Annotated in this window: 18 protein-coding genes and 6 tRNA genes; 20 read left to right on the forward strand and 4 right to left on the reverse strand. The window is 55.8% G+C overall.

Features of this window, described 5'->3' with window-relative positions; all coding sequences use genetic code 11:
• Window positions 1–15 precede the first annotated feature (15 nt).
• Window positions 16–819: a purine-nucleoside phosphorylase gene (locus tag RW023_RS00085; RefSeq protein WP_315579313.1), complete on the forward strand. Its 804-nt coding sequence runs from the start codon at window positions 16–18 to the stop codon at window positions 817–819.
• Between the two features lie 4 nt (window positions 820–823).
• On the opposite strand, the gene RW023_RS00090 is transcribed toward RW023_RS00085, so the two are convergent.
• Complete coding sequence (locus tag RW023_RS00090) at window positions 824–1,987, reverse strand: aminotransferase class I/II-fold pyridoxal phosphate-dependent enzyme (protein WP_315579314.1); 1,164 nt, start codon at window positions 1,985–1,987, stop codon at window positions 824–826.
• 212 nt (window positions 1,988–2,199) lie between these two features.
• On the opposite strand from RW023_RS00090, the gene gltX reads away from it, so the two are divergent.
• The 5 genes from gltX (at window position 2,200) to RW023_RS00115 (ending at window position 5,377) form a co-directional block, all read left to right on the forward strand.
• On the forward strand, window positions 2,200–3,708 hold the full coding sequence (gene gltX / locus RW023_RS00095; protein ID WP_315579315.1) for a glutamate--tRNA ligase: 1,509 nt from the start codon (window positions 2,200–2,202) through the stop codon (window positions 3,706–3,708).
• Between the two features lie 142 nt (window positions 3,709–3,850).
• Window positions 3,851–3,925, forward strand: a tRNA-Gln gene (locus tag RW023_RS00100).
• A 26-nt stretch (window positions 3,926–3,951) separates the two neighbouring features.
• Window positions 3,952–4,024, forward strand: a tRNA-Glu gene (locus RW023_RS00105).
• A gap of 53 nt (window positions 4,025–4,077) precedes the next feature.
• Window positions 4,078–4,150: transfer RNA gene (locus RW023_RS00110), tRNA-Glu, on the forward strand.
• An 87-nt stretch (window positions 4,151–4,237) separates the two neighbouring features.
• Window positions 4,238–5,377: a glycosyltransferase family 4 protein gene (locus tag RW023_RS00115; RefSeq protein WP_315579316.1), complete on the forward strand. Its 1,140-nt coding sequence runs from the start codon at window positions 4,238–4,240 to the stop codon at window positions 5,375–5,377.
• On the opposite strand, the gene RW023_RS00120 is transcribed toward RW023_RS00115, so the two are convergent.
• Complete coding sequence (locus RW023_RS00120; RefSeq protein WP_009409067.1) at window positions 5,374–6,114, reverse strand: IclR family transcriptional regulator; 741 nt, start codon at window positions 6,112–6,114, stop codon at window positions 5,374–5,376. The genes RW023_RS00115 and RW023_RS00120 overlap by 4 nt on opposite strands.
• 95 nt (window positions 6,115–6,209) lie before the next feature.
• Here RW023_RS00120 and leuC point away from each other — a divergent pair, with 95 nt between their 5' ends.
• The 5 genes from leuC (at window position 6,210) to RW023_RS00145 (ending at window position 11,548) form a co-directional block, all read left to right on the forward strand.
• On the forward strand, window positions 6,210–7,616 hold the full coding sequence (gene leuC / locus RW023_RS00125; RefSeq protein ID WP_315579317.1) for a 3-isopropylmalate dehydratase large subunit: 1,407 nt from the start codon (window positions 6,210–6,212) through the stop codon (window positions 7,614–7,616).
• Between the two features lie 32 nt (window positions 7,617–7,648).
• Window positions 7,649–8,293, forward strand: coding sequence for a 3-isopropylmalate dehydratase small subunit (gene leuD / locus RW023_RS00130; RefSeq protein WP_315579318.1), 645 nt, complete (start codon window positions 7,649–7,651; stop codon window positions 8,291–8,293).
• Window positions 8,294–8,386: 93 nt separating this feature from the next.
• Window positions 8,387–9,709, forward strand: a complete 1,323-nt coding sequence (gene murA, locus RW023_RS00135) for a UDP-N-acetylglucosamine 1-carboxyvinyltransferase (RefSeq protein ID WP_315579319.1) — start codon at window positions 8,387–8,389, stop codon at window positions 9,707–9,709.
• Between the two features lie 23 nt (window positions 9,710–9,732).
• A complete protein-coding gene (locus RW023_RS00140) occupies window positions 9,733–10,737 on the forward strand; it encodes a diacylglycerol kinase family protein (protein WP_315579320.1) in 1,005 nt (334 codons plus the stop codon).
• Between the two features lie 88 nt (window positions 10,738–10,825).
• Entirely contained in the window at window positions 10,826–11,548 is a 723-nt protein-coding gene (locus RW023_RS00145; RefSeq protein WP_315579321.1) for a lysophospholipid acyltransferase family protein, read from the forward strand.
• 12 nt (window positions 11,549–11,560) lie between these two features.
• On the opposite strand, the gene RW023_RS00150 is transcribed toward RW023_RS00145, so the two are convergent.
• Window positions 11,561–12,181: a hypothetical protein gene (locus tag RW023_RS00150; RefSeq protein ID WP_315579322.1), complete on the reverse strand. Its 621-nt coding sequence runs from the start codon at window positions 12,179–12,181 to the stop codon at window positions 11,561–11,563.
• A gap of 189 nt (window positions 12,182–12,370) precedes the next feature.
• Between RW023_RS00150 and RW023_RS00155 the strand changes: the two genes are divergently transcribed.
• The 5 genes from RW023_RS00155 (at window position 12,371) to RW023_RS00175 (ending at window position 16,984) form a co-directional block, all read left to right on the forward strand.
• Window positions 12,371–13,507, forward strand: a complete 1,137-nt coding sequence (locus tag RW023_RS00155; RefSeq protein WP_315579323.1) for a D-alanine--D-alanine ligase family protein — start codon at window positions 12,371–12,373, stop codon at window positions 13,505–13,507.
• Window positions 13,508–13,516: 9 nt separating this feature from the next.
• Complete coding sequence (locus RW023_RS00160) at window positions 13,517–14,434, forward strand: glutathione synthetase (RefSeq protein ID WP_315579324.1); 918 nt, start codon at window positions 13,517–13,519, stop codon at window positions 14,432–14,434.
• A 152-nt stretch (window positions 14,435–14,586) separates the two neighbouring features.
• Window positions 14,587–14,659: transfer RNA gene (locus RW023_RS00165), tRNA-His, on the forward strand.
• 151 nt (window positions 14,660–14,810) lie between these two features.
• Window positions 14,811–15,854 carry an NAD(P)-dependent alcohol dehydrogenase gene (locus tag RW023_RS00170; protein ID WP_315579325.1) on the forward strand — a complete coding sequence of 348 codons (1,044 nt, stop codon included), beginning with the start codon at window positions 14,811–14,813 and terminating at the stop codon, window positions 15,852–15,854.
• Window positions 15,855–16,030: 176 nt separating this feature from the next.
• Complete coding sequence (locus RW023_RS00175; protein WP_315579326.1) at window positions 16,031–16,984, forward strand: Abi family protein; 954 nt, start codon at window positions 16,031–16,033, stop codon at window positions 16,982–16,984.
• 83 nt (window positions 16,985–17,067) lie between these two features.
• On the opposite strand, the gene RW023_RS00180 is transcribed toward RW023_RS00175, so the two are convergent.
• Window positions 17,068–17,138 (reverse strand) — tRNA-Gly (locus tag RW023_RS00180).
• An 87-nt stretch (window positions 17,139–17,225) separates the two neighbouring features.
• On the opposite strand from RW023_RS00180, the gene RW023_RS00185 reads away from it, so the two are divergent.
• The 4 genes from RW023_RS00185 to RW023_RS00200 all read left to right on the forward strand — a co-directional run bounded on the left by RW023_RS00185 (window position 17,226) and on the right by RW023_RS00200 (window position 20,399).
• Window positions 17,226–17,299 (forward strand) — tRNA-Pro (locus RW023_RS00185).
• A 248-nt stretch (window positions 17,300–17,547) separates the two neighbouring features.
• Window positions 17,548–18,894 (forward strand): trigger factor, encoded by a 1,347-nt coding sequence (tig, locus tag RW023_RS00190; protein ID WP_315579327.1) that lies wholly within the window; start codon window positions 17,548–17,550, stop codon window positions 18,892–18,894.
• A gap of 249 nt (window positions 18,895–19,143) precedes the next feature.
• Window positions 19,144–19,752, forward strand: coding sequence for an ATP-dependent Clp protease proteolytic subunit (locus RW023_RS00195; RefSeq protein ID WP_315579328.1), 609 nt, complete (start codon window positions 19,144–19,146; stop codon window positions 19,750–19,752).
• Window positions 19,752–20,399, forward strand: a complete 648-nt coding sequence (locus tag RW023_RS00200; RefSeq protein ID WP_009409081.1) for an ATP-dependent Clp protease proteolytic subunit — start codon at window positions 19,752–19,754, stop codon at window positions 20,397–20,399. The genes RW023_RS00195 and RW023_RS00200 overlap by 1 nt, the downstream gene beginning before the upstream one ends.
• Window positions 20,400–20,488: the final 89 nt, after the last annotated feature.

The following is a 20,488-nucleotide window of genomic DNA, read 5'->3' on the forward strand; positions in this document are numbered from 1 at the left end:
TGAGGAAGGTGCGCTTTGACAGTTGATCCCCGTTTTTCTTCTGTTCTTTTTGACTCCGAGGCCACTGCCTCCGCGGAGCAGATCCGTTCCCTTTGCGGGGGAGTGCCCTTCGCGTTGGTCGTCTTGGGGTCGGGCTTAGCGGATGCTCTTCATGAGCAGTGGGGAGTGCCATCGGCCTCGAAGCCTATGGGCTCACTTCCTGGTGTGAGTGCCCCGGTTGCGGATGGACACCTCAATGAACTTCGTGTCTACATGCGCGAATGTGGCCCCGTTCTGGTTGCAAGCGGACGCACTCACCTGTATGAGGGACACGGGCCTCTTGCTGTCACCGCACTGATCCGTGCAGCTGCGTGCGCGGGTATCCAACGCGCAATTGTGACCAATGCGAACGGATGCCTGCGCGACTGGTCCCTGGGTGATGTCATGGTCATTACGGATCACATGAATCTCAGCGGTTCCTCGCCATTTGACGGCCCTCTGTTTGTCGACATCTCACAGGTTTGGGACAGTGAGATGAGCAAGAGGATGCGTGAACACTGCAGTCGAGAGGGGACTTACGCCTTCCTTCGTGGGCCTGAGTATCAAACAGGTGCAGAAAGTCGAGCCTTAGTGCAATTGGGCGTTGATTGCGTTGGGATGTCGACCGTTCTTGAGGCAATTACCGCTCACGCACTGGGAGTGCGTGTTGCCGGCATGTCTGTTGTCTCAGACTTGTCTTTCGCTCAGGCGCAAACCGACCCGCAAGACGTTGTGGATGCCGCGCGAAAGGCATCCACAACGGTCGTTGCCGGTATCGAGGCCGCGCTGCGCGCGGACTGAAGAGCTAAAGAACGCCCAGAACCCGAGAAACCAATTCTTCAGTGACCTGCGGTGAGCACGCCAAGTTCACGCGCACCCACTTCGAGTAACGCTTACCCAAGGTGACCCCTTCATTTGTCGCGATGTGCGCGCGTTGGAGCAGTGTCTTAGAAGGGTTCGGGCCCAATTCGGGATAGGCCTCGAAACCCCACCACGTCAGGTAGGTTGCCTGCGGGGGACGGAAGTCGATCTCGGTGGGCGCCAGAGCCTCGGTAACGGTGCGGATATTGCCCTCGATCACGGACAGGACCTCGTTTTGCCAGTCATCACCGTTTGTGTAGGCCTCGATCGTCCCAAGCGCGCCGATTGTTGAGGTCGAATGGGGAAGCTTTTCCTGGCACATGCGATCCCAACGTGCTCGTAATTCCTGATCGGGCACGATGACCTGGGCATTTGGCAGCCCCGCAATATTCCAGCCCTTCGTTGCCGCAGTTGCGGTGATCGTATGCGCTGCAAATTCTGCGCCCAGTCGTGCATAGGAGGTAAAGCCTCGGCCACCCAAAACCAGGGGGGAGTGGATTTCATCCGCAAAGATCAAAGCGTCGTACTGGGACACCAGCATCTGCAAAGCTCGCATCTCGGATTCTGTTAACACGCGCCCCACGGGGTTCCATGGGTTGCAGAGAATCACTAGGCCAGCCCCGGCCTCGAGACCTGCCTTAATTCCCTCAAGGTCAAGGGTCCAGCCGCCCGGGTATGCCTCATCGTGCAACGAGGGCACGTCGATGACCGGGTGGTCCAGTGCGGGAGGAATTGTCAAGAATGGCATGTATGCGGGAGTCGGCACGATCACCGGTGATCCGGGGCGCACCATGTACTGGATCATCACTTCCAATGCCGGAAGGACAGCGGGTGCCAAGCGAATTGAATCAACTTCAAGATCCCAGCCGAAGCGCTTCTTCTGGAAATGCGCAGTAGCTTGGGCAACCTCCGGTGCAAGCCAACGGGGGTTGTAGCCCAGCAAACCTTCGCGAATCGCGTGGGTCATTCGCTCCTCAACACAGGGAGCGGTACCGAAATCCATCTCTGCAACCCAGGCACCCAAGACGTCGCTGCCGTCCGCGGGCTTAACTCCCGTCCACTTCAGTGAACCAACGCGACGGAGTTCCTCAGTGCTGCAAAAATCCATGCGAAAACTTCTTTCCAAACGTGCCCTCAAAGGCAAAGTGTGTGAGCTACCTCCCAGTGTAAGGGGAGTGGTGATAATTCGGAATTCGCCTTCATGGTGTGAGCGAAGGTAACAGTGCGCGCATCCCTCAATGGGGGAGAGGCCTTGCTCAGTTCTCGCGCACCCTTTGAATTGACGCAGGGCTCATAAGAAGGGGGCTAAACTAGGGGATTATGAGTGTGACTACCGCAAGTGGCGCCAATGTTCGCGTCCGATTCTGCCCTTCGCCAACTGGAACTCCTCACGTGGGAATGGTCCGCACCTGCCTCTTTAACTGGGCATACGCGCGCCATACCGGAGGCACCTTCGTCTTCCGTATTGAAGACACCGATGCTGCCCGCGATTCCCAGGAATCTTTCGATCAGATTCTTGATTCGCTGCGTTGGCTGGGCCTGGATTGGGATGAAGGCGTCGGCAAGGGAGGCCCGCACCCGCCGTACCGCCAGAGCGAGCGCATGGACATCTACCGCGATGTCGCCGCAAAGCTGCTTGAGGCCGGTTACGCCTACGAGTCCTACTCGACTCCAGAAGAGGTCGAAGCTCGCCACATCGCGAAGGGTGAGGACCCCAAGCTCGGTTACGACGGCTTTGATCGTGATCTGACCGAAGAGCAGATTGCCGCCTACCGTGCCGAGGGACGCAAGCCGGTTCTGCGCCTGCGCATGCCCGATGAAGACATTACCTTCACCGATCTGATTCGCGGCGAGATCACCTTCAAGGCCGGATCGGTTCCGGACTATGTGATCGTTCGCGCCAATGGTCACCCGCTGTACACGCTGGTCAACCCCGTTGATGACGCGCTCATGGAAATCACGCACGTCCTGCGCGGTGAAGATCTGCTCTCTTCGACGCCTCGCCAGATCGTCCTCTACCGTGCGCTGGAAGAGCTGGGCATCGCCAAGTTCATGCCTCGCTTTGGTCACCTGCCCTATGTGATGGGTGAAGGAAATAAGAAGCTGTCCAAGCGCGACCCCGAATCGAACCTGCTCCTGCATCGCGAAGCCGGAATGATTCCCGAGGGCTTGAACAACTACCTGGCCTTGCTGGGTTGGTCGATCAGTCCCGATAATGACGTCTTCTCCATGGAAGAGATGGCCGCGGCCTTTGATATCGCCGATGTGAACCCGAATCCGGCACGCTTCGACCACAAGAAGTGCATCGCGATTAACGCTGAGCATATTCGTTTGCTCGCTCCGGATGATTTCCGAGGCCGTATCGTCCCCTTCCTTCACCGTGAGGGATTGGTGTCGGCTGACTCCTATGAGGAGCTGACCTCGGATGAGCAGAAGATTATGCAGCACGCTTCTCCGCTGATCCAGACGCGCATCCAGTTGCTGGGCGAGGCCCCCGGAATGCTGGGCTTCCTCTTCACTGAAGACGATGCGCTTGAGCTGGACGAAAAGTCCGTATCAAAGCTCAAGGAGAATGCTCCTGAGGTTTTGGATGCAACGATCCATTACGTCGAGAACTATGACGGCCCCTTCACAACCGAGGCTCTTGAGCATGCCCTTCGTGAGCTGATTGTTGAAGGTATGGATATCAAGCCTCGCGTGGCCTTTGGTCCGATTCGTGTGGCCGTCACCGGTCGTCAGGTTTCCCCGCCGTTGTTTGAGTCCATGGAGATTTTGGGCCGCGAGAGCGTGTTGAACCGTCTACACGCCTTGCGTAACCAGCTGGGCTGAGCATCTGACTGATACCTGATCGCAGGTGCGTGGTGATCAAATATGATCAGTGCCACGTGCCTGCGATTTGGCATCTGAAGCGCATTTGAGTATTCTTTTCTCTTGTCGCCGCCTTGGGTTTAAGCCCGAGCGGATTGCGCCATGGGGTATGGTGTAATTGGCAGCACGAGTGATTCTGGTTCATTTAGTCTAGGTTCGAGTCCTGGTACCCCAGCCATCGCAAAGTTTTTTGCGAGAAGAAAGGCCCCCATCGTCTAGCGGCCTAGGACGACGCCCTCTCACGGCGTTAACACCGGTTCAAATCCGGTTGGGGGTACAAATCCTGTTCATGCTTCGGCAGAACGGGAATAGCGCACGTAGTGGCGCGCCGCCCCCATCGTCTAGCGGCCTAGGACGACGCCCTCTCACGGCGTTAACACCGGTTCAAATCCGGTTGGGGGTACAGATACCAGCAGGGCTTCGGCCCTGTTTTTTGTTATCCACAGATTGCTACCCAAGTCCTGCGCGTCAAGCATGCGAGAATGACACCATGCGCATTGTTTTGGTCTCTGACACCTTCCGCCCGACTATGGGAGGAATTGAAACTCAGGTCGGTGCACTTGCCGACCATCTTCATGCCCGAGGCCACGATATTGTCGTTCTGACCTGTACTCCCGAGGGTGACGCGCTGTCCACGTCCCCCTATCCGGTGCTGCGTTCCTCGTGGCGCAATCCTTTCAATGCGCCGATTGATCCCAAAGCTCCCCGTCGCTTTACCGACTTCATTCGGCGTTTTAATCCCGATGTTGTCCACTACCACATGGGTGAGCTGACTCCGGTTGTTCAGTCGGTGCTTCTGAACTTAAAGGATTCGAGGATTCCGCAGGTCGTCACCGTGCATTCTCTGTGGGATCCTCGCGTGACAATCCCGGCCTTCCGTGCCATCGCAAGGCGCACAGGGTTGTCGAAGGCACCGATTATGTGGACAGGTGTCTCTGAGCTGGTCAATGAGCAAATTCGCCAGGTCTTGGGGCCAGACATCTGTGTTTCAACCTTGCATAATGGCGTAGACGTCGCGCCCTGGCAGCGTCCGCCTGTTGCCCACCAAGGCATCGTTGCGGTCACTGCCACGCGTTTTGCTCCGCGTAAGCGCGTGGATGCCCTGATTGACATCCTTTCTGAAACCCGGCGCCGCTGGGATTATTATTCCCGAGGCCACCGCGGTGATTTCCCCCTGCGCGCAGTAGTTGCGGGTGAAGGTCCGCTTTTCGACGGTATTCAGCGCCGCGTTGAGCGCAGTGGGCTGGGGGATTGGCTGCTTCTACCGGGACGTCTGAGTGCGATGCAGCTCCAGGACCTGTATGCGCGTTCCGATATTTTCCTTGCGCCTTCGGTGAAGGAATCTGCCTCTATCGCTGGACGCGAGGCCTTGGCCTCGGGGCTTGCAGTAATGACACGTTCACAGTCTGGACTTGCGGAAGTCGTTGAAAATGGCCTCAATGGTTGGTGTCTCGACAATGATGACGAGATGATCGAAGCGCTCGTATCTGTGCTTGAGTCTCCTGCACAGCTTGAACGTATTCACGAGCATAATCGCAGTGAAGATTTCCCCTTTACATGGGGGAAAGTCATTGAGGCAACGGAAAACTACTACCGCCGAGCTCAGGAACTGGCCTCGATGGGAGTTTAGTCTTCCATTCCTTCTGCGGAACGCAAGAAATCGGAGAGTCTGTTAGCTGCAGCAACGGCAGAAGGACCATGCTGACGGCCAGGCTGACGTCCCATGCGCTCAACAGGACCCGAAATGGTCACTGCGGCCAGCACGCGACCCGAAGGACCTCGAACGGGGGCGGAAACTGAAGCGACGCCGGGCTCACGTTCTGCAACCGACTGCGCCCAGCCTCGGCGACGAACTTGAGCAAGCATCGTCGCATTGAAAGAGGCGCCGTAGAGGCCTCGGTGAAGACGATCGGGTTCTTCCCATGCAAGAAGGACTTGGGCAGCGGAACCTGCCTTCATGGTCAATGTCGCGCCAACGGGGATGGAGTCGCGAAGGCCCATCTCGCGTTCGGAAGCTGCAACGCACACTCGGAAGTCGCCTTGGCGGCGGAAAAGCTGAGTGGATTCCTTCGTGTGGTTGCGAAGCGCAACGAGGACTGGCATTGCAGCTGCAAGAAGGCGATCTTCACCCGCAGAGGAAGCAAGTTCTTGAAGGCGTGGCCCTAAGACGAAACGTCCCTGCATGTCGCGCGCAACGAAACGGTGATATTCCAGTGCAACTGCGAGGCGATGCGCAGTGGGTCGCGCCAAACCTGTCGTTGCAACCAATTGGGCCAGGGGGGCCGGGCCTGCTTCAAGTGCGCTCAAAACCAGTGCGGCTTTATCCAGAACGCCGACACCACTTCCAAAGGCTTCTGAGTCCTCCATGAACACATTTTCACATCTCATTAAATGAGATATCAAGTCCAACTCTCCTGGAAGTGTCAATCATGGGAAGAAAGAAGTCGATGAAGGAGCGGGAAATGAGCGGAACGCTGGCCGAAAAGGTTTGGGCTGATCACGTCGTAGTGCACGGTGAAAACGGTGCGCCCGATCTTCTGTACATCGACCTGCACTTGGTCCACGAGGTGACCAGTCCGCAGGCATTTGATGGTCTGCGCATGGCCGGACGCCAGGTCCGTCGCCCTGACCTCACGATTGCAACCGAGGACCACAACACTCCTACGGTCAATATCGACCTGCCGATCGCTGATATCACCAGTCGTACGCAAATCGACACCCTGCGCAAGAATGCCAAGGAATTCGGTATCCGCCTGCATTCGCTGGGCGATGCCGACCAAGGAATCGTTCACGTTGTCGGTCCCCAGTTGGGACTCACCCAACCGGGTATGACCATTGTTTGCGGTGACTCGCATACATCAACCCACGGAGCATTCGGTGCACTGGCAATGGGTATTGGCACCAGCCAGGTCGAACACGTCCTGGCGACTCAAACACTGCCGATGGCTCCTTTTAAGACCATGGCTATTTCCGTCAATGGCTCACTGCCAAAGGGGGCTACTGCGAAGGACATCATCCTTGCCGTGATCGCGAAGATTGGAACAGGTGGGGGACAGGGATACGTCCTTGAGTACCGTGGCCAGGCAATCCGCGAACTCTCGATGGAAGGTCGCATGACGATCTGCAATATGTCCATCGAAGCGGGTGCGCGAGCGGGAATGGTTGCTCCCGATGAAACAACCTTCGAATACCTGAAGGGACGTCCGCACGCACCCGAAGGCGAAGAATGGGATCGTGCCCTGGAGTACTGGAAGACCTTGCACTCAGATGAAGATGCGGTCTTTGACGCCGAGGTGGTCCTGAATGCTGAGGACTTGGAGCCCTTTGTTACCTGGGGGACAAACCCCGGACAGGGTGTCCCGCTCTCGGGCAGCGTTCCCAACCCGGATGACTTTGAGGACGAAATCAAGCGAGCCGCAGCGCAGAAGGCTTTGGATTACATGGGGCTTGAAGCTGGTACTCCCATGCGCGATATCAAGATCGATACAGTTTTCTTGGGATCGTGCACCAATGGGCGTATTGAAGACCTGCGTGCCGCTGCAAAGGTCATTGAGGGACACACCAAGGCTCCGGGGCTCAGGATGCTGGTTGTCCCCGGTTCTGCTCGGGTGCGCCTGCAAGCGGAAGCTGAAGGCCTGGACAAGATCTTCACTGAGTTCGGTGCGGAATGGCGTAATGCCGGCTGCTCGATGTGTCTGGGAATGAACCCCGACCAGCTTGCTCCTCAGGAGCGTTCGGCCTCGACATCAAACCGAAACTTTGAGGGCCGCCAAGGAAAGCTTTCGCGGACCCACTTGGTCTCTCCTCTGGTCGCGGCAGCCACCGCTATTCGCGGCACTCTATCCTCTCCGGCCGACCTGGACGACTAAGAATTCGCTGATACACATTCGAAGGAAAACTCATGGAAAAGTTCATTTCGCACACGGGTATTGGCGTTCCGCTGCGCCGTTCAAATGTTGACACCGACCAGATCATCCCTGCGGTTTTCTTGAAGCGCGTGACCAAGACTGGATTTGATGACGCTCTGTTCTATGCATGGCGTCGCGACCCAGAGTTCATCTTGAACCGTGAACCCTACAACCAAGGCAGCGTTCTGATTGCCGGACCTGATTTTGGCACTGGTTCCTCGCGTGAACACGCGGTCTGGGCACTGCGTGACTATGGTTTCAAGGTCGTTCTCGCACCGAAGTTTGCTGATATTTTCCGAGGAAATGCAGGCAAGCAGGGCTTGGTGACAGGAATCATTAGCGAAGCAGACTGTGAAAAGCTCTGGGATCTGCTCGATGCGAATCCCGGTGCGCAAATCACCGTTTCGCTTGAGGACAAGACCGCGACCCTTGGCGACTTCACCTGCACTTTCGATATTGATGACTATGTGCGCTGGACGCTCATGGAAGGTCTGGATGATATTGCCCTGACCCTTCGTCACGAGGCCGAGATCACCGCTTATGAAGAGCGTCGTCCCTCCTTTAAACCGAAGACTCTGCCGGCCAAGACCTTGCCTTCGGAGCCGGTTGTTTCCGCGCGTCCCGCAGAAGGTGAGTAATTCGCCACGCGCGCAAGATGCGCTAAGCGCACGCAGATGATGGCGTGCTGCTCTAAAGTGGTCACAGAAGTCGACAGCTAGGAGAGCATTACTATGTCCTCGAAACTTCGAGTTGAAGGTGGCCACCCCCTTGAGGGGACCATTACCGTCCGCGGGGCGAAGAACTTTGTCCCCAAAGCAATGGTTGCGTCGCTGCTCGCAGATACTCCCTCCGAGCTGTACAACGTTCCCTTGATTCGTGACGTCGACGTCGTATCTGACCTCCTTTCCCTTCACGGTGTCAAGGTTGATTACGATCAAGAACGCGGTTCGCTGCGGATGGATCCTTCGCAGGTACGTGTTGCTTCACGTTCTGATATCGACACTCTCGCCGGGGCCTCGCGCATCCCGATCTTGTTCTGTGGCCCGCTTCTTCATCAGTTGGGTGAAGCCTTCATTCCTGAACTGGGTGGCTGCGCAATTGGTGGCCGTCCCATCGACTTCCACCTGGAAACTCTGCGTAAGTTCGGTGCAATCGTTGATAAGCAGCCCGAAGGGGTCCATATCAAGCGTCCTACTTCCGGTCTCCACGGTGCGATTATTGAGCTGCCCTTCCCCTCCGTTGGTGCAACCGAGCAGACTCTGCTGACTGCGGTTCGCAACGATGGAATTACCACGCTGAAGGGCGCTGCCATCGAGCCGGAAATCATGGACCTCATCAATGTTTTGCAGAAGATGGGCGCCATTATTTCTGTCGACACTGACCGCACTATCCGTATCGAGGGTGTGGAGTCCCTGAGCGGGTACCGCCACACCGCTCTGCCTGATCGTATCGAGGCCGCCTCTTGGGGCGCCGCAGCTCTTGCGACCCGCGGTGATATTTACGTTCGCGGCGCGCATCAGCCAGATATGACGACCTTCCTCAATACTTTCCGAAAGGTCGGCGGCGCATTTGATATCGATTCAGAAGGTATTCGTTTCTACCACCCCGGCGGCGAACTCCACTCCATCGCCCTGGAAACTGCGGTTCACCCCGGCTTCATGACCGACTGGCAGCAACCGCTGGTTGTCGCCCTCACTCAAGCAGAAGGACTATCGATCGTCCACGAAACGGTGTACGAAAACCGTTTTGGGTTTACCTCTGCACTGCGTCAGATGGGCGCAAATATCCAGGTGTATCGCGAGTGCTTGGGTGGAACACCCTGTCGTTTTGGTCAGAAGAACTACTACCACTCAGCAGTAATTTCGGGACCGACTCCGCTGCATGCCGCTGATATTGTCGTTCCGGATCTGCGCGGCGGATTCTCACACCTGATTGCAGCATTGACCGCGACCGGTACATCGACTGTGTCAGGAATTGATGTCATTTCCCGCGGTTACGAGCACTTTATTCGCAAGCTTCGTGAGCTCAATGCTCGCGTGGAATACGAAGACTGACACACCTGTCGAAGGTCGCAGTCGTGGATCAGTCATCCCAACCCAAACTGAAGCTATTTGTCTCCGCCCTTTCCGGGAGAGGCCGCGCGCTACGTCGAGCTCCCCAGGTAGCAGCACTTTTACGCTCCCAAGGGTGGAACGTTGACGTTCGAGTTACTCACCGCTCGGATGATCCGGCAGCTTTGGCGGCAGCATGCACCAATCACTGGGTTGCAGTATTAGGCGGTGATGGCTACATCGCTCGCATTGCTACTCAGGTGGGGGCGCGCGGGGGAGTGGTGATTGCTCTTCCCGGAGGAAGAGGAAATGATCTGTGCCGTTGCCTTGGAATTGGGACTGACGCGGTCGCGCATGTGCGGAGCCTGCCAATGGCCTCGGAAATCTGTGCTGAGGACGCGGGGGAGCATCCTCGGATCAGAGGTGTCGACGCAATGCAGGTACGCGCGCTCAATAGGGCAAATGACGGGCAAGTTGCCGGCGGGCAACGGCCGCCGTCTCCTAGCAAGGACCTCGAAGGCGAGGACCTCGAAGAAAAACCGGCTCAGGTGCTGGGAATTGTTTCTTTCGGCTTGGATGCTGTGGCGAACCAGATCGCAAATGACACATCTATTGCCTCAGGTACTTTCGCTTACGCTTGGGGTGCCTTGCGTGCCCTTCAGCAGTTCCACCCCAAAACCATGGAAATAGAAGTAGATGGGACGCGAAGGCGAATCCGGGGGTGGCTTGTTTCAGTCTCTAATTCCGGATGGTTTGGAGGTGGGATCAATATCGTTCCTAGTTCCAATCCCAGTGATGGTCGTCTGGAACTTCTCACCGTGGACCCGGTACCGAAGCGCCACGCGATTCGTGTCCTTGCACGGGTCCTTGCAATGCGAAAAGTCGATGATCCGATCCTTCACGTCGAACAGGTCACCAGCGTCAAGATCTGGGATAGTGCCGGGTTAGTTGCAATGGGAGACGGCGACCAAGTGGGAGAAGGTCCACTTGAAATCTCGGTCAGCCCTGAGGTTTTCCGCGTCTTTGTTTAAAGCAGCGGGAGTTAGCGCGAACTTGTTGCTTGTTCCAGCTGCCTTGTTGATCTTTGGCCCCAGCACCTTGCTTGGATAAACTACACACATGACTCACCGACTCACAGGTTTCTACCGTTTCGCGCGAGGCGTTTTCCGCAGCTTCATGGTTCCGTGGATGAAGATTGACGTCCAAGGTCTTGAAAATCTTCCCAAGGACCGCGGATACCTGCTGGTATGTAATCACCTGTCAAACATTGATGCGGTCTGCTTGCTGTGGGTCATGATGAAAGCGGACGTTCCCGTGCGCATTATGGCCAAGTCAGAGCTATTCAAGGTCCCGCTTTTGGGCGGGGCTATGCGTCGGATGCAACTGCTTCCGGTCGATCGAAAGTCGAAGGAACCGGGGGCGATTTTGGCCTCGGCAGCGAAGGCGCTTCGCGATGGCGAATGCGTGGCAATTTACCCCGAAGGCACCTTGACCACTGACCCTGATGAGTGGCCGATGCGCATTAAGACCGGTGCTGCGCGTCTTGCTCTGGACACGGGGGTTGATGTTATTCCCTTCATCCACTGGGGAGAGCAAAAAATTATGCGTTCGGGATCGGCGCTGATCGATTTTCGTCCCCAACGTAAAGTGAGCGTGCGCATTGGCCAGCCAATCGAGCTGGATGACCTTCGCCATGACACCGGTTCTGCTGATCATCACGCTGTTGATGAAGCAACCGCACGCATTCAGCGCGCGATGATTGATCAGGTCGCTGCTCTTCGCGGCGAAGATGCCCCGCAGGGCGTGTGGGATCGCAAACTGAAGAAGCGGGTGGAGATCTAAACCCCTTACTTCTTACTTCGCAATATCAATCACCACGCGCGAGGGGTTGCTGAGCGCGCTCAAAGTCACCTCGCGCTTGTGATCCATTCCGATCACGATATGCGTATTCGCCTCAAAGGTTCCATCTTCGCGTACGCGAATCGGCCCGATTTCCTTGGTTCTTTCGCCCTTGTAGTAGTCTTTTTGGAGTTCTTCGCTGACGGGCATGGCTCCGCCTTCCAAGGACAACTCAAGGTAAATTGGCGTCCCTAGATCAATTGGATCGCCTTTACCCTGGGTTGCTGGGGAAGTCGTCCACCTTCCTTGCCATCCCACATCGTCGCTTCCCGTGAACTCAACGACGACCCTGTAGAAAGTATCGTGTTCGCCGACGCGCAGGTCGTGAAAGACCGGTGCGTGATTTGCGTCCTCTTTACCCTGCGTGAGGGATGCCTTCCGCGAGGGAATTTCTTCCCGATTCTCAAGAGTAGGGGTGGAAGAGGGCGTGGCCTCGGGAGTGGGGGAGGAAGACGCACTTTCGCTTGCCGAGGCCGTAGCTGAGCTGTTTGTCGAGGGGGTGGGAGTTGGGGAGCATCCGCTGAGCGTGGCTAGAAGGACTAGTGCGCATAGAGATGAAAAATGACGCGCCTTCACGATCTCCTCCTTGAGCGATCTACGAGTTTGACTTCCCCCATCCTAATGTGGGCGGACTGCGTCGGGGAGTGGAACCTTGGCCTTTGGCAAAGTCGATACCGGATTGAAACCCTGAGTGTGTTCAACATCGAATGACGCGGGCATGAGAAGAATGACGGTATGGGCTGGCCACGCGGTAGGGTTAAGGCCATGAGTGAAGTCAAACGTCCTCGCGTCCTCGTTGTTTTCGGCGGACGCTCTAGTGAGCACCTGGTGTCCTGTGCGACCGCTGCCGGTGTTCTTCGTGCGATCGATCGCGAACGCTTCGATGTGCTTGCGGTTGGAATCACCCGAGACGGCCAATGGGTGCACGTCGATAGCAAGCCTGAGCTTGTCGATCTGCGCACGGCCTCGAATACGACTATTCAGCCGGGACTCAGTCGCGTGAGCCTGCTTCCCGGACTTGCTCGTTTGGTTGAAACTACCTACGACCGCACTCCCGAAGACGATGATGCTCGGATTGTCAGTGTTGAAGATCTGGGTGTTATCGATGTTGTGCTTCCGCTTCTGCACGGTCCTTATGGCGAAGACGGAACGATCCAGGGTCTTTTCGAGATGGCAAATGTACGTTACGTCGGTTGTGGTGTTACCTCCAGCGCGGTTTCAATGGATAAGCACTTAACGAAGACTGTCCTTGCCGAGGCGGGGATTGCAGTTGGCCGGTGGGAACTGGTGACCGAGAAGGAGTGGTCCCGCGATCCCCAGGAGGTACGTTCGCGGATTGAAGCTTTGGGCTTCCCGGTCTTCGTCAAACCCACTCGAGGTGGTTCCTCGGTTGGGATTTCGCGCGTGGATTCCCCTGATCAGCTGGACCTTGCCATCAAGGAAGCAGCCGCAAACGACCCGCGAATCATCGTCGAGGCGATGGCCTATGGTCGTGAGGTCGAGTGCGGTGTGCGCGTTCCTGCGGGCGGCGATTCGATGGCTGCACCTTTGGGTGAAATCGGTGTTCCTGAAGGCGAGTTCTACGACTACGCCCTGAAGTACGTCGATACGGATGCTATTTCCTTGATGTGCCCGGCGGATGTTCCGCAAGAAGATGCGGCTCGTATTCAAGAAACAGCACTCAAGGCTTTCGAGGCCTTGGAATGCGAGGGCCTAGCCCGTGTCGATTTCTTCTACAACGATGCAACCCACGAGATCATCGTGAATGAAGTGAACACCATGCCTGGCTTTACTCGTTTGTCGTTGTATCCGCGTGTGTGGAGCGAAGCGGGACTGAGCTACACCGAATTGGTGACCTCCCTGTTGGAGGAAGCCATGAGTCGCCCCTTGGGACTAAGGTAAGATATTTTTATGACGAAAAAACCCAAGGTTACCCTTGTCACCTCGGAGAATATGCCCGAACTTTTCTCCAATGAAAGTGGACTTCCCGACGCTCTTGCAGAGCGCGGAATGGACCCCCAGATTGCTATTTGGAATGATCCCACGGTTGATTGGGAAGCAGCAGGGATCTGTGTGATCCGATCTGTTTCGGATTACGCAACGCAACGTCAGGAATTTATTAACTGGGCAAATTCAGTGCCGCGTTTGCTCAACCATGCGGATGTCATGGAGTGGAACACCGACAAACACTACATGAAGGATTTGGAGGCGCTGGGGCTTCCTGTTATTCCTACGACCTGGCTTGAGCCCTCGCATGGTTTTTCGAAGCATCAAGTTCACTCGCGCTTCCCGGCTCTGGGCGACTTCGTTGTGAAGCCAGCGGTTTCTTCGGGTGTGCGCGATATCGGTCGTTACACCGCCATCGATACCTCACAGCGTCAAGCGGCTTTGGCTCAAACCATGGAACTGCTTGATGAAGGCCGTTCTGTGATGCTCCAACGCTACCTAGAAGATATCGACATCCACGGTGAGGTCTCTATGGTCTTCTTCAACGGTTTGCTTTCTCACACAGTTGAGAAGCGTGCGGTATTGCACCCCTCTTCGGTCACAGACCCTTCCATGCACGAGGCCGTGGTGACCGCTCGTCCCGCAGATACCGCCACATGGCAGTGGGGTGAGCAGATTCGTCAGGTGCTGCATGAGTACATGCGTTCGCGTTTGGGACGTGATGAGCTGCTTCTTTACAACCGTGTGGACTTGGTTCCCGATGGTGAAGGCTCCTTCCGAGTGATGGAGGTGTCCTTGGTGGACGCGGACCTCTACCTGGAGGCAACACCCGATGCGCTGGGTAACTTCGCTGATGCGATCTCTACCCGCGCCTTCTGGTGAGATGTAGATCTTGTCCTTGGTCCTCCCTCGTTTCCTTGCGAAGCGGGGGAGGATGTCTATTCGTGGCAATCACCACGCTTCGCTTTTCGATTTCTCACTTGGCGTGCCCAGATGTTAGAGTTTCCCCGTTGCGTTTTTCGCAGCGCTCAATGGTGGCTGTAGTTCAGTTGGTAGAGCACCTGGTTGTGGTCCAGGACGTCGCGGGTTCGAGTCCCGTCAGCCACCCGGTATAACCCTCAGAACCATAAGGTTCTGAGGGTTTTTTCATATGTTTTGAGTGTTAACATGTGAGCAATATGCGTGCGTAAGAGGGCTTCCCGCAGGTGCCGTGTGGCGGGGGTGCTTAGCGCTGGGAGGACAAACAAAGGAGTCTAGGATGCCTCAAGTCCGTGCCTATGCCTGTGATGATGCGCGATCGCAATATCATCCCATGATGATTGATATTCGTGAACCCGGACCGGGTGAAGTGCTTTTCGACATTAAATATGCCGGAATCTGCCACTCTGATATCCACACTGCACGCAGTGAATGGGGGCCTATCCCGTACCCTTTCGTTGGCGGGCATGAGATTGCCGGCGTGGTGACCAAGCTCGGCGAAGGCGTCACTAAATTCAAGGTAGGGGACCGCATTGGTGTTGGTTGTTTGCAGGGGTCATGCAAAGAATGCGAGTACTGCACCGATGGTCACGAGCAGTTCTGTGACAATCCCCATGCCTATTGGACTTTTCGAGCGGGCCCAGATGGGAAGCCGACTTTTGGTGGTTATGCCCAGGCAATGACGGTTCGCGAAGACTTCGCCTGTCACGTGCCAGATGCTGTGGCCTTAGAGCATGCTGCACCACTGATGTGCGCCGGGATCACCATGTATTCACCGCTGCGGCGTTGGGGTGCGGGTCCGGGAAAGAAAGTTGCCATTGTCGGTATGGGCGGCTTGGGGCACATGGGCGTTCAGCTTGCCGCCGCAATGGGGGCAGAAGTTTCGGTGATCTCGCATGGTCGCTCAAAGGAAGCCGATGCGCGTCAGTTTGGTGCCACCGCTTTCTATGCAACTGCAGAAGAAGGCACTATCGAATCACTGGCCTCGTCTTTTGACCTCATTATCTGCACGGTGAGTGCGGACGATCTGGACTACCCGGGACTGATTCGTGCGCTCAAGCCTTTCGGTGTCTTCGTTGACGTTGGTTTGCCCGAGAACCCGATGGTCATCCCCATGCGAGCTGTGGTCAATGGAAACAAGGTCGTTGCAGGGTCGCAGATCGGTGGTATTGCCGAAACTCAGGAGATGCTGGACTTCTGCGCTGAGCACGACGTACATCCCGTCATTGAAATCATTGACGGTGATTCCATTACCGAGGCCTATGACAAAGTTGTGGCCTCGAAAGTGCGCTACCGCTTCGTGATTGATACATCGACGTTCTAGGAACTGGTTACTGCTGTGATTTCGTGATGTACAGCATGCGTTGCTCGTAGAAAAACTGCATCTTCGAAGGCTGTGTGTACTGTAAACTGGTCTTAACAGAGCCCCGGTCAGGCCTCTTTCCCTTTGGGTAATGCACAAATGACCGGGGCCATTTTTACCAGCAAAGGCGCTGTTTGATGGATACCTCGTTAGGTAAAACGTGGCTCAGCTACGGTGATCAGCTTGAGTTGCTCGTTCGGCGTGGCATGCAAGTTGAGGATCCGAGTCGCGCAGAAAAATTACTTTCTTATGTGAGCTACTACCGTCTTTCGGGTTACTTTCGGTACTGGCAGAAAGACCCAAGCTACGGTGATGACTCCTTTATTGATGGAACAAGTTTTGAGAGGATTTATGGCCTCTATGAGGCCGAGAGAAAGCTCTCTAGCGTTTGCAAGGAGTTGCTCGCGAAGTGTGAGATCCTCCTGAGGACTCGCTTTGCTCATCACTATGGCGAATCCGTTGCGCCGTCAAAATCCTTTGTCTACGGAAAAGGCTTTACGCAACCTCCATCGGTCGATGAAATTCTGATTCAAGAACGAATATTGTCTGATCTGGATAGGAGTAAAGATTTATTTATTGCTCATTATCGGGATGAGATTAAACAAGGTTCACATTTTGCACCTCAGGCGTATGACAGGACGCCAATTTGGGTTGCAGTTGAGGCACTGAGTTTTGGAACGCTTTCGCGAATGATCGAAGCGTCCGGTGAATCTGGAGTTCTGGATGCAATGGCAAGCTCTTTGGGAACTACTCGAAGAGTTTTGCCTTCGCAAGTCCGCTCTTTCGTTTATCTGCGTAATCGAACTGCCCACTATGGTCGATTGTGGAACATCTCTGTCCGAGACAGTCCCGCGTTGCAGAAGAAGACAAAGTGGCAAATACGGCGGGATTACAGGCCTTTCGATGAACAGTCAGTGTATGAGATTCTCGTTGCGCTGCATGATCTTGGGAAGCGAGCTGGAATCTGTGAAGACTTGCTTGGGTTATACATCGAGCCCTTGCTTGAAAACCAACCGCTACTCGCGTATGGGATTAGCACTCCAAAGAGATACGGCGAGGTGCCGCGTGAGGTTCTTTTGGGTGACGAGTGAACGCGCACGCGAACCGAGAATAGGCGAGAGCTTTCTGGTGAATGATGAAAGGAGCCCCGGAAAACCGGGGCTCCTTTATTCTGAGCGGGTGACGGGAATCGAACCCGCACCATCAGCTTGGAAGGCTGAGGTTCTGCCATTGAACTACACCCGCGTGCGGATTGATATTACCTGATTATTTCTGCGATTGCGAAATTTAGGGTGAAGTCCCGTATTATTGGACGCGCAGACATTCGTCTCACGGGGTGTAGCGCAGCTTGGTAGCGCATCTGCTTTGGGAGCAGAGGGTCGCAGGTTCAAATCCTGTCACCCCGACTTTTTATTGCCAACGTCGTTTTATTGCCAGCGTCGTTTTATTGCCAACGTCGTTTTATTGCCAACGTCGTTGTGGCCTCGTAGATGAAGAACTTGTGCGGTCAGTGAAAGAACACTGTGCTGGCGACGGTAGCCGGCGGAAAGTGTGAAAGCGGACAGCCAGCTAGCAGCTTTGGCGTGAGCTGTTGTAGGCTAGTTCAGTTGAAATACGCGCATTTTGCGCCCAAGAAAAGACCTGGAGAATCCACGTGAAGAGCACTGTTGAGACCCTCGAGCCCACAAAGGTTCGTCTGACTGTTGAAATCCCCGTTGAGGAACTGAAGTCAGAGATGGACAAGGCGTACAAGAGCATCGCCAATCAGGTGTCCATTCCCGGCTTCCGTAAGGGTCACGTTCCCGCTCGCATCATCGACCAGCGTTTCGGCCGTGCAGCCGTTATCGAGCAGGTTGTCAATGAGGTTCTTCCCGGTCAGTACTCCGCTGCTGTTTCCGAGAACGAACTGCGCCCCATGTCCCAGCCTGAGGTTGAGGTCACCGAGATCCCCTCGACCACCGGTGAACTGACCGGCCAGCTGGTTTTCACCGCTGAGGTTGACGTCGTTCCCGCATTCGATCTCCCCGAATACGGCAAGGACACCGTCATCGAGGTTGATCCCGTTGAGGTTACCGACGAAGACGTTCAGGAAGAGCTTGACGCGCTGCGTGGACGTTTTGCATCCCTGAAGACCATTAAGCGTCAGGCTAAGACCGGCGACTTCGCGACCATCGATCTGGTTGCCACCATCAATGGTGAAGAGGTTGACTCCGTTTCTGACGTTTCCTACGAAATTGGCTCGGGCACCATGCTCGATGGTCAGGACACCGCACTGCGTAAGACCCACGCAGGCGATGTCGTGACCTTCACCTCGACCCTCAAGGGTGGCGAGCACGAAGGTGAAGAGGCAGAGGTTACCCTGACCGTTAAGTCCGTCAAGGAGCGCGAGCTTCCCGAGGCCGACGATGATTTCGCTCAGATGGTTTCCGAGTTCGACACCATCGACGAGCTGAAGGAAGACCTTAAGAAGCAGGCCGCACAGACCAAGCAGTCCCAGCAGGCACTGCAGGCACGCGATCGTCTGGTCGAGAACCTTCTGTCCCGCACCGAAATTCTTCTTCCCGAGTCGGTTATCGAGCACGAGCTCAGCCACCGCGTTGCAGAAGATGCTTCCGCAAAGGCAAAGAAGGAAGCTCGCGAGGCTATCGAGAAGGAATACCGCACCGAGATCCTGGCTGAAGAACTCGCCAAGAAGAACGAGGTTCAGGTCGGACAGCAGGAGCTCTTCGATTACGCGATCCAGATGTCTCAGAACTACGGCATGGACATCAACCGCCTGTTCTCTGATCCCCAGCAGATCTCCGCTGTTGTCGCCGATCTTGGACGTGCAAAGGCCCTGATCGAGGTCCTCAGCGAGGTTACCGTTAAGGACACCGCAGGCAACGATGTCGACCTCTCCGAGTTCCTCGGTAAGGGCGATGAGGAAGCCGCTGCCGAGGCTGCAGCTGAGACCGTTGCAGAGGTCGAGGAAGCCGCTGCCGAGATCGCCGACGAGAAGTGAGTGAGCTCGAGCGTCGCTGAGATTTCCGCCTCGCGGAATTCATGACTGAGGTGTGGGCCGAAACCTTTTAGTTTCGGCCCACACTACATACCCGCCTTGGTGTTATCACCCCTGGTGTTCTGACCTTTTCCATGCGCCCTGAGCGAAAAGAGTGCTTTTAGAGCGCCAAGTCTTCGATGAACCGATAAGTTTGGACCCAGTGAGGTTTCATGAGTGGAACCGGACCCTCAATGTGTAAGGAGAGCGTGAATGGCTATTCAAGCCTCGGGCGGAAATGAAACGCCCATGGGACTGGGAGATTCGGTCTACCAGCGCCTGCTGAAAGAGCGCATCATCTGGCTCGGTGGCGAAGTGCGAGACGACAACGCAAACGCGATCTGTGCGCAGCTCCTGTTGCTGGCTGCAGAAGATCCCGAACGCGATATCTACCTGTACATTAACTCTCCTGGTGGTTCCGTGACCGCCGGTATGGCTATTTACGACACCATGCAGTATGTGAAGCCTGATGTTGTCACTGTCGGCATGGGCCTTGCTGCATCGATGGGGCAGTTCCTGCTGACTGCTGGCGCTCCCGGAAAGCGCTACATCACCCCGCACACTCGTGTTTTGCTCCACCAGCCTTTGGGAGGCGCGGGCGGTAGCGCAACGGATATTCGCATTAACGCGGATCTGATCTTGGGCATGAAGAAGGAACTGGCTCAGATCACCGCTGCGCGCACCGGCAAGTCTGTCGAGCAGGTTGAGGCCGATGGCGATCGTGACCACTGGTTTACCGCTCAAGAAGCACTGGAATACGGCTTTGTCGATCAGGTTATCGACAGCCCGCAGGAAATTGGCAACCGTGGAGGAGAAAACTGATGAGCACTCAGCCCTATTTCGACGCAGTTGCCCGCCAAATGCCTCAGGCACGATACGTTCTTCCGAACTTTGAAGAGCGCACTGCATATGGTTTCAAGCGCCAGGACCCTTACGCAAAGCTTTTTGAAGACCGTATTGTCTTCTTGGGTGTGCAGGTTGATGATGCCAGTGCGGATGACATCATGGCTCAGCTGTTGGTTCTTGAATCTCAAGATCCCGATTCGCTGATCACGATGTACATCAATTCGCCCGGTGGCTCATTCACCGCAATGACCGCGATCTACGACACGATGCAGTACATCAAGCCGCAGGTCCAGACCGTCTGCTTGGGCCAAGCAGCATCTGCCGCTGCAGTCCTCTTGGCCGCTGGTTCTCCCGGTAAGCGCCTTGCTCTTCCCAACGCTCGCGTGCTGATCCACCAGCCCGCAATGGAAGGCATGCAGGGACAGGCCTCGGATATCCAGATTATTGCGGATGAAATTGACCGTATGCGTCTGTGGCTCGAAGAGACGCTCTCTGCTCACTCGGGTAAGCCGGTCGAGGAAGTTCGCCGCGATATTGAGCGCGATAAGATCCTGACCGCCGCTCAGGCTGAGGAATACGGTTTGATCGACCAAGTTTTGGCTTCTCGTAAAGCGCAGAACTAGTTGACAACTGTGCGATTGTAAACAGTCGCTGTTTACGGTAGGCGGGGGAGAGCGTTTCGGCACTCTCTCCCGTCCCTATTCAATGACCG

This window comes from uncultured Actinomyces sp., assembly GCF_963542285.1.
Lineage (GTDB): Bacteria > Actinomycetota > Actinomycetes > Actinomycetales > Actinomycetaceae > Pauljensenia.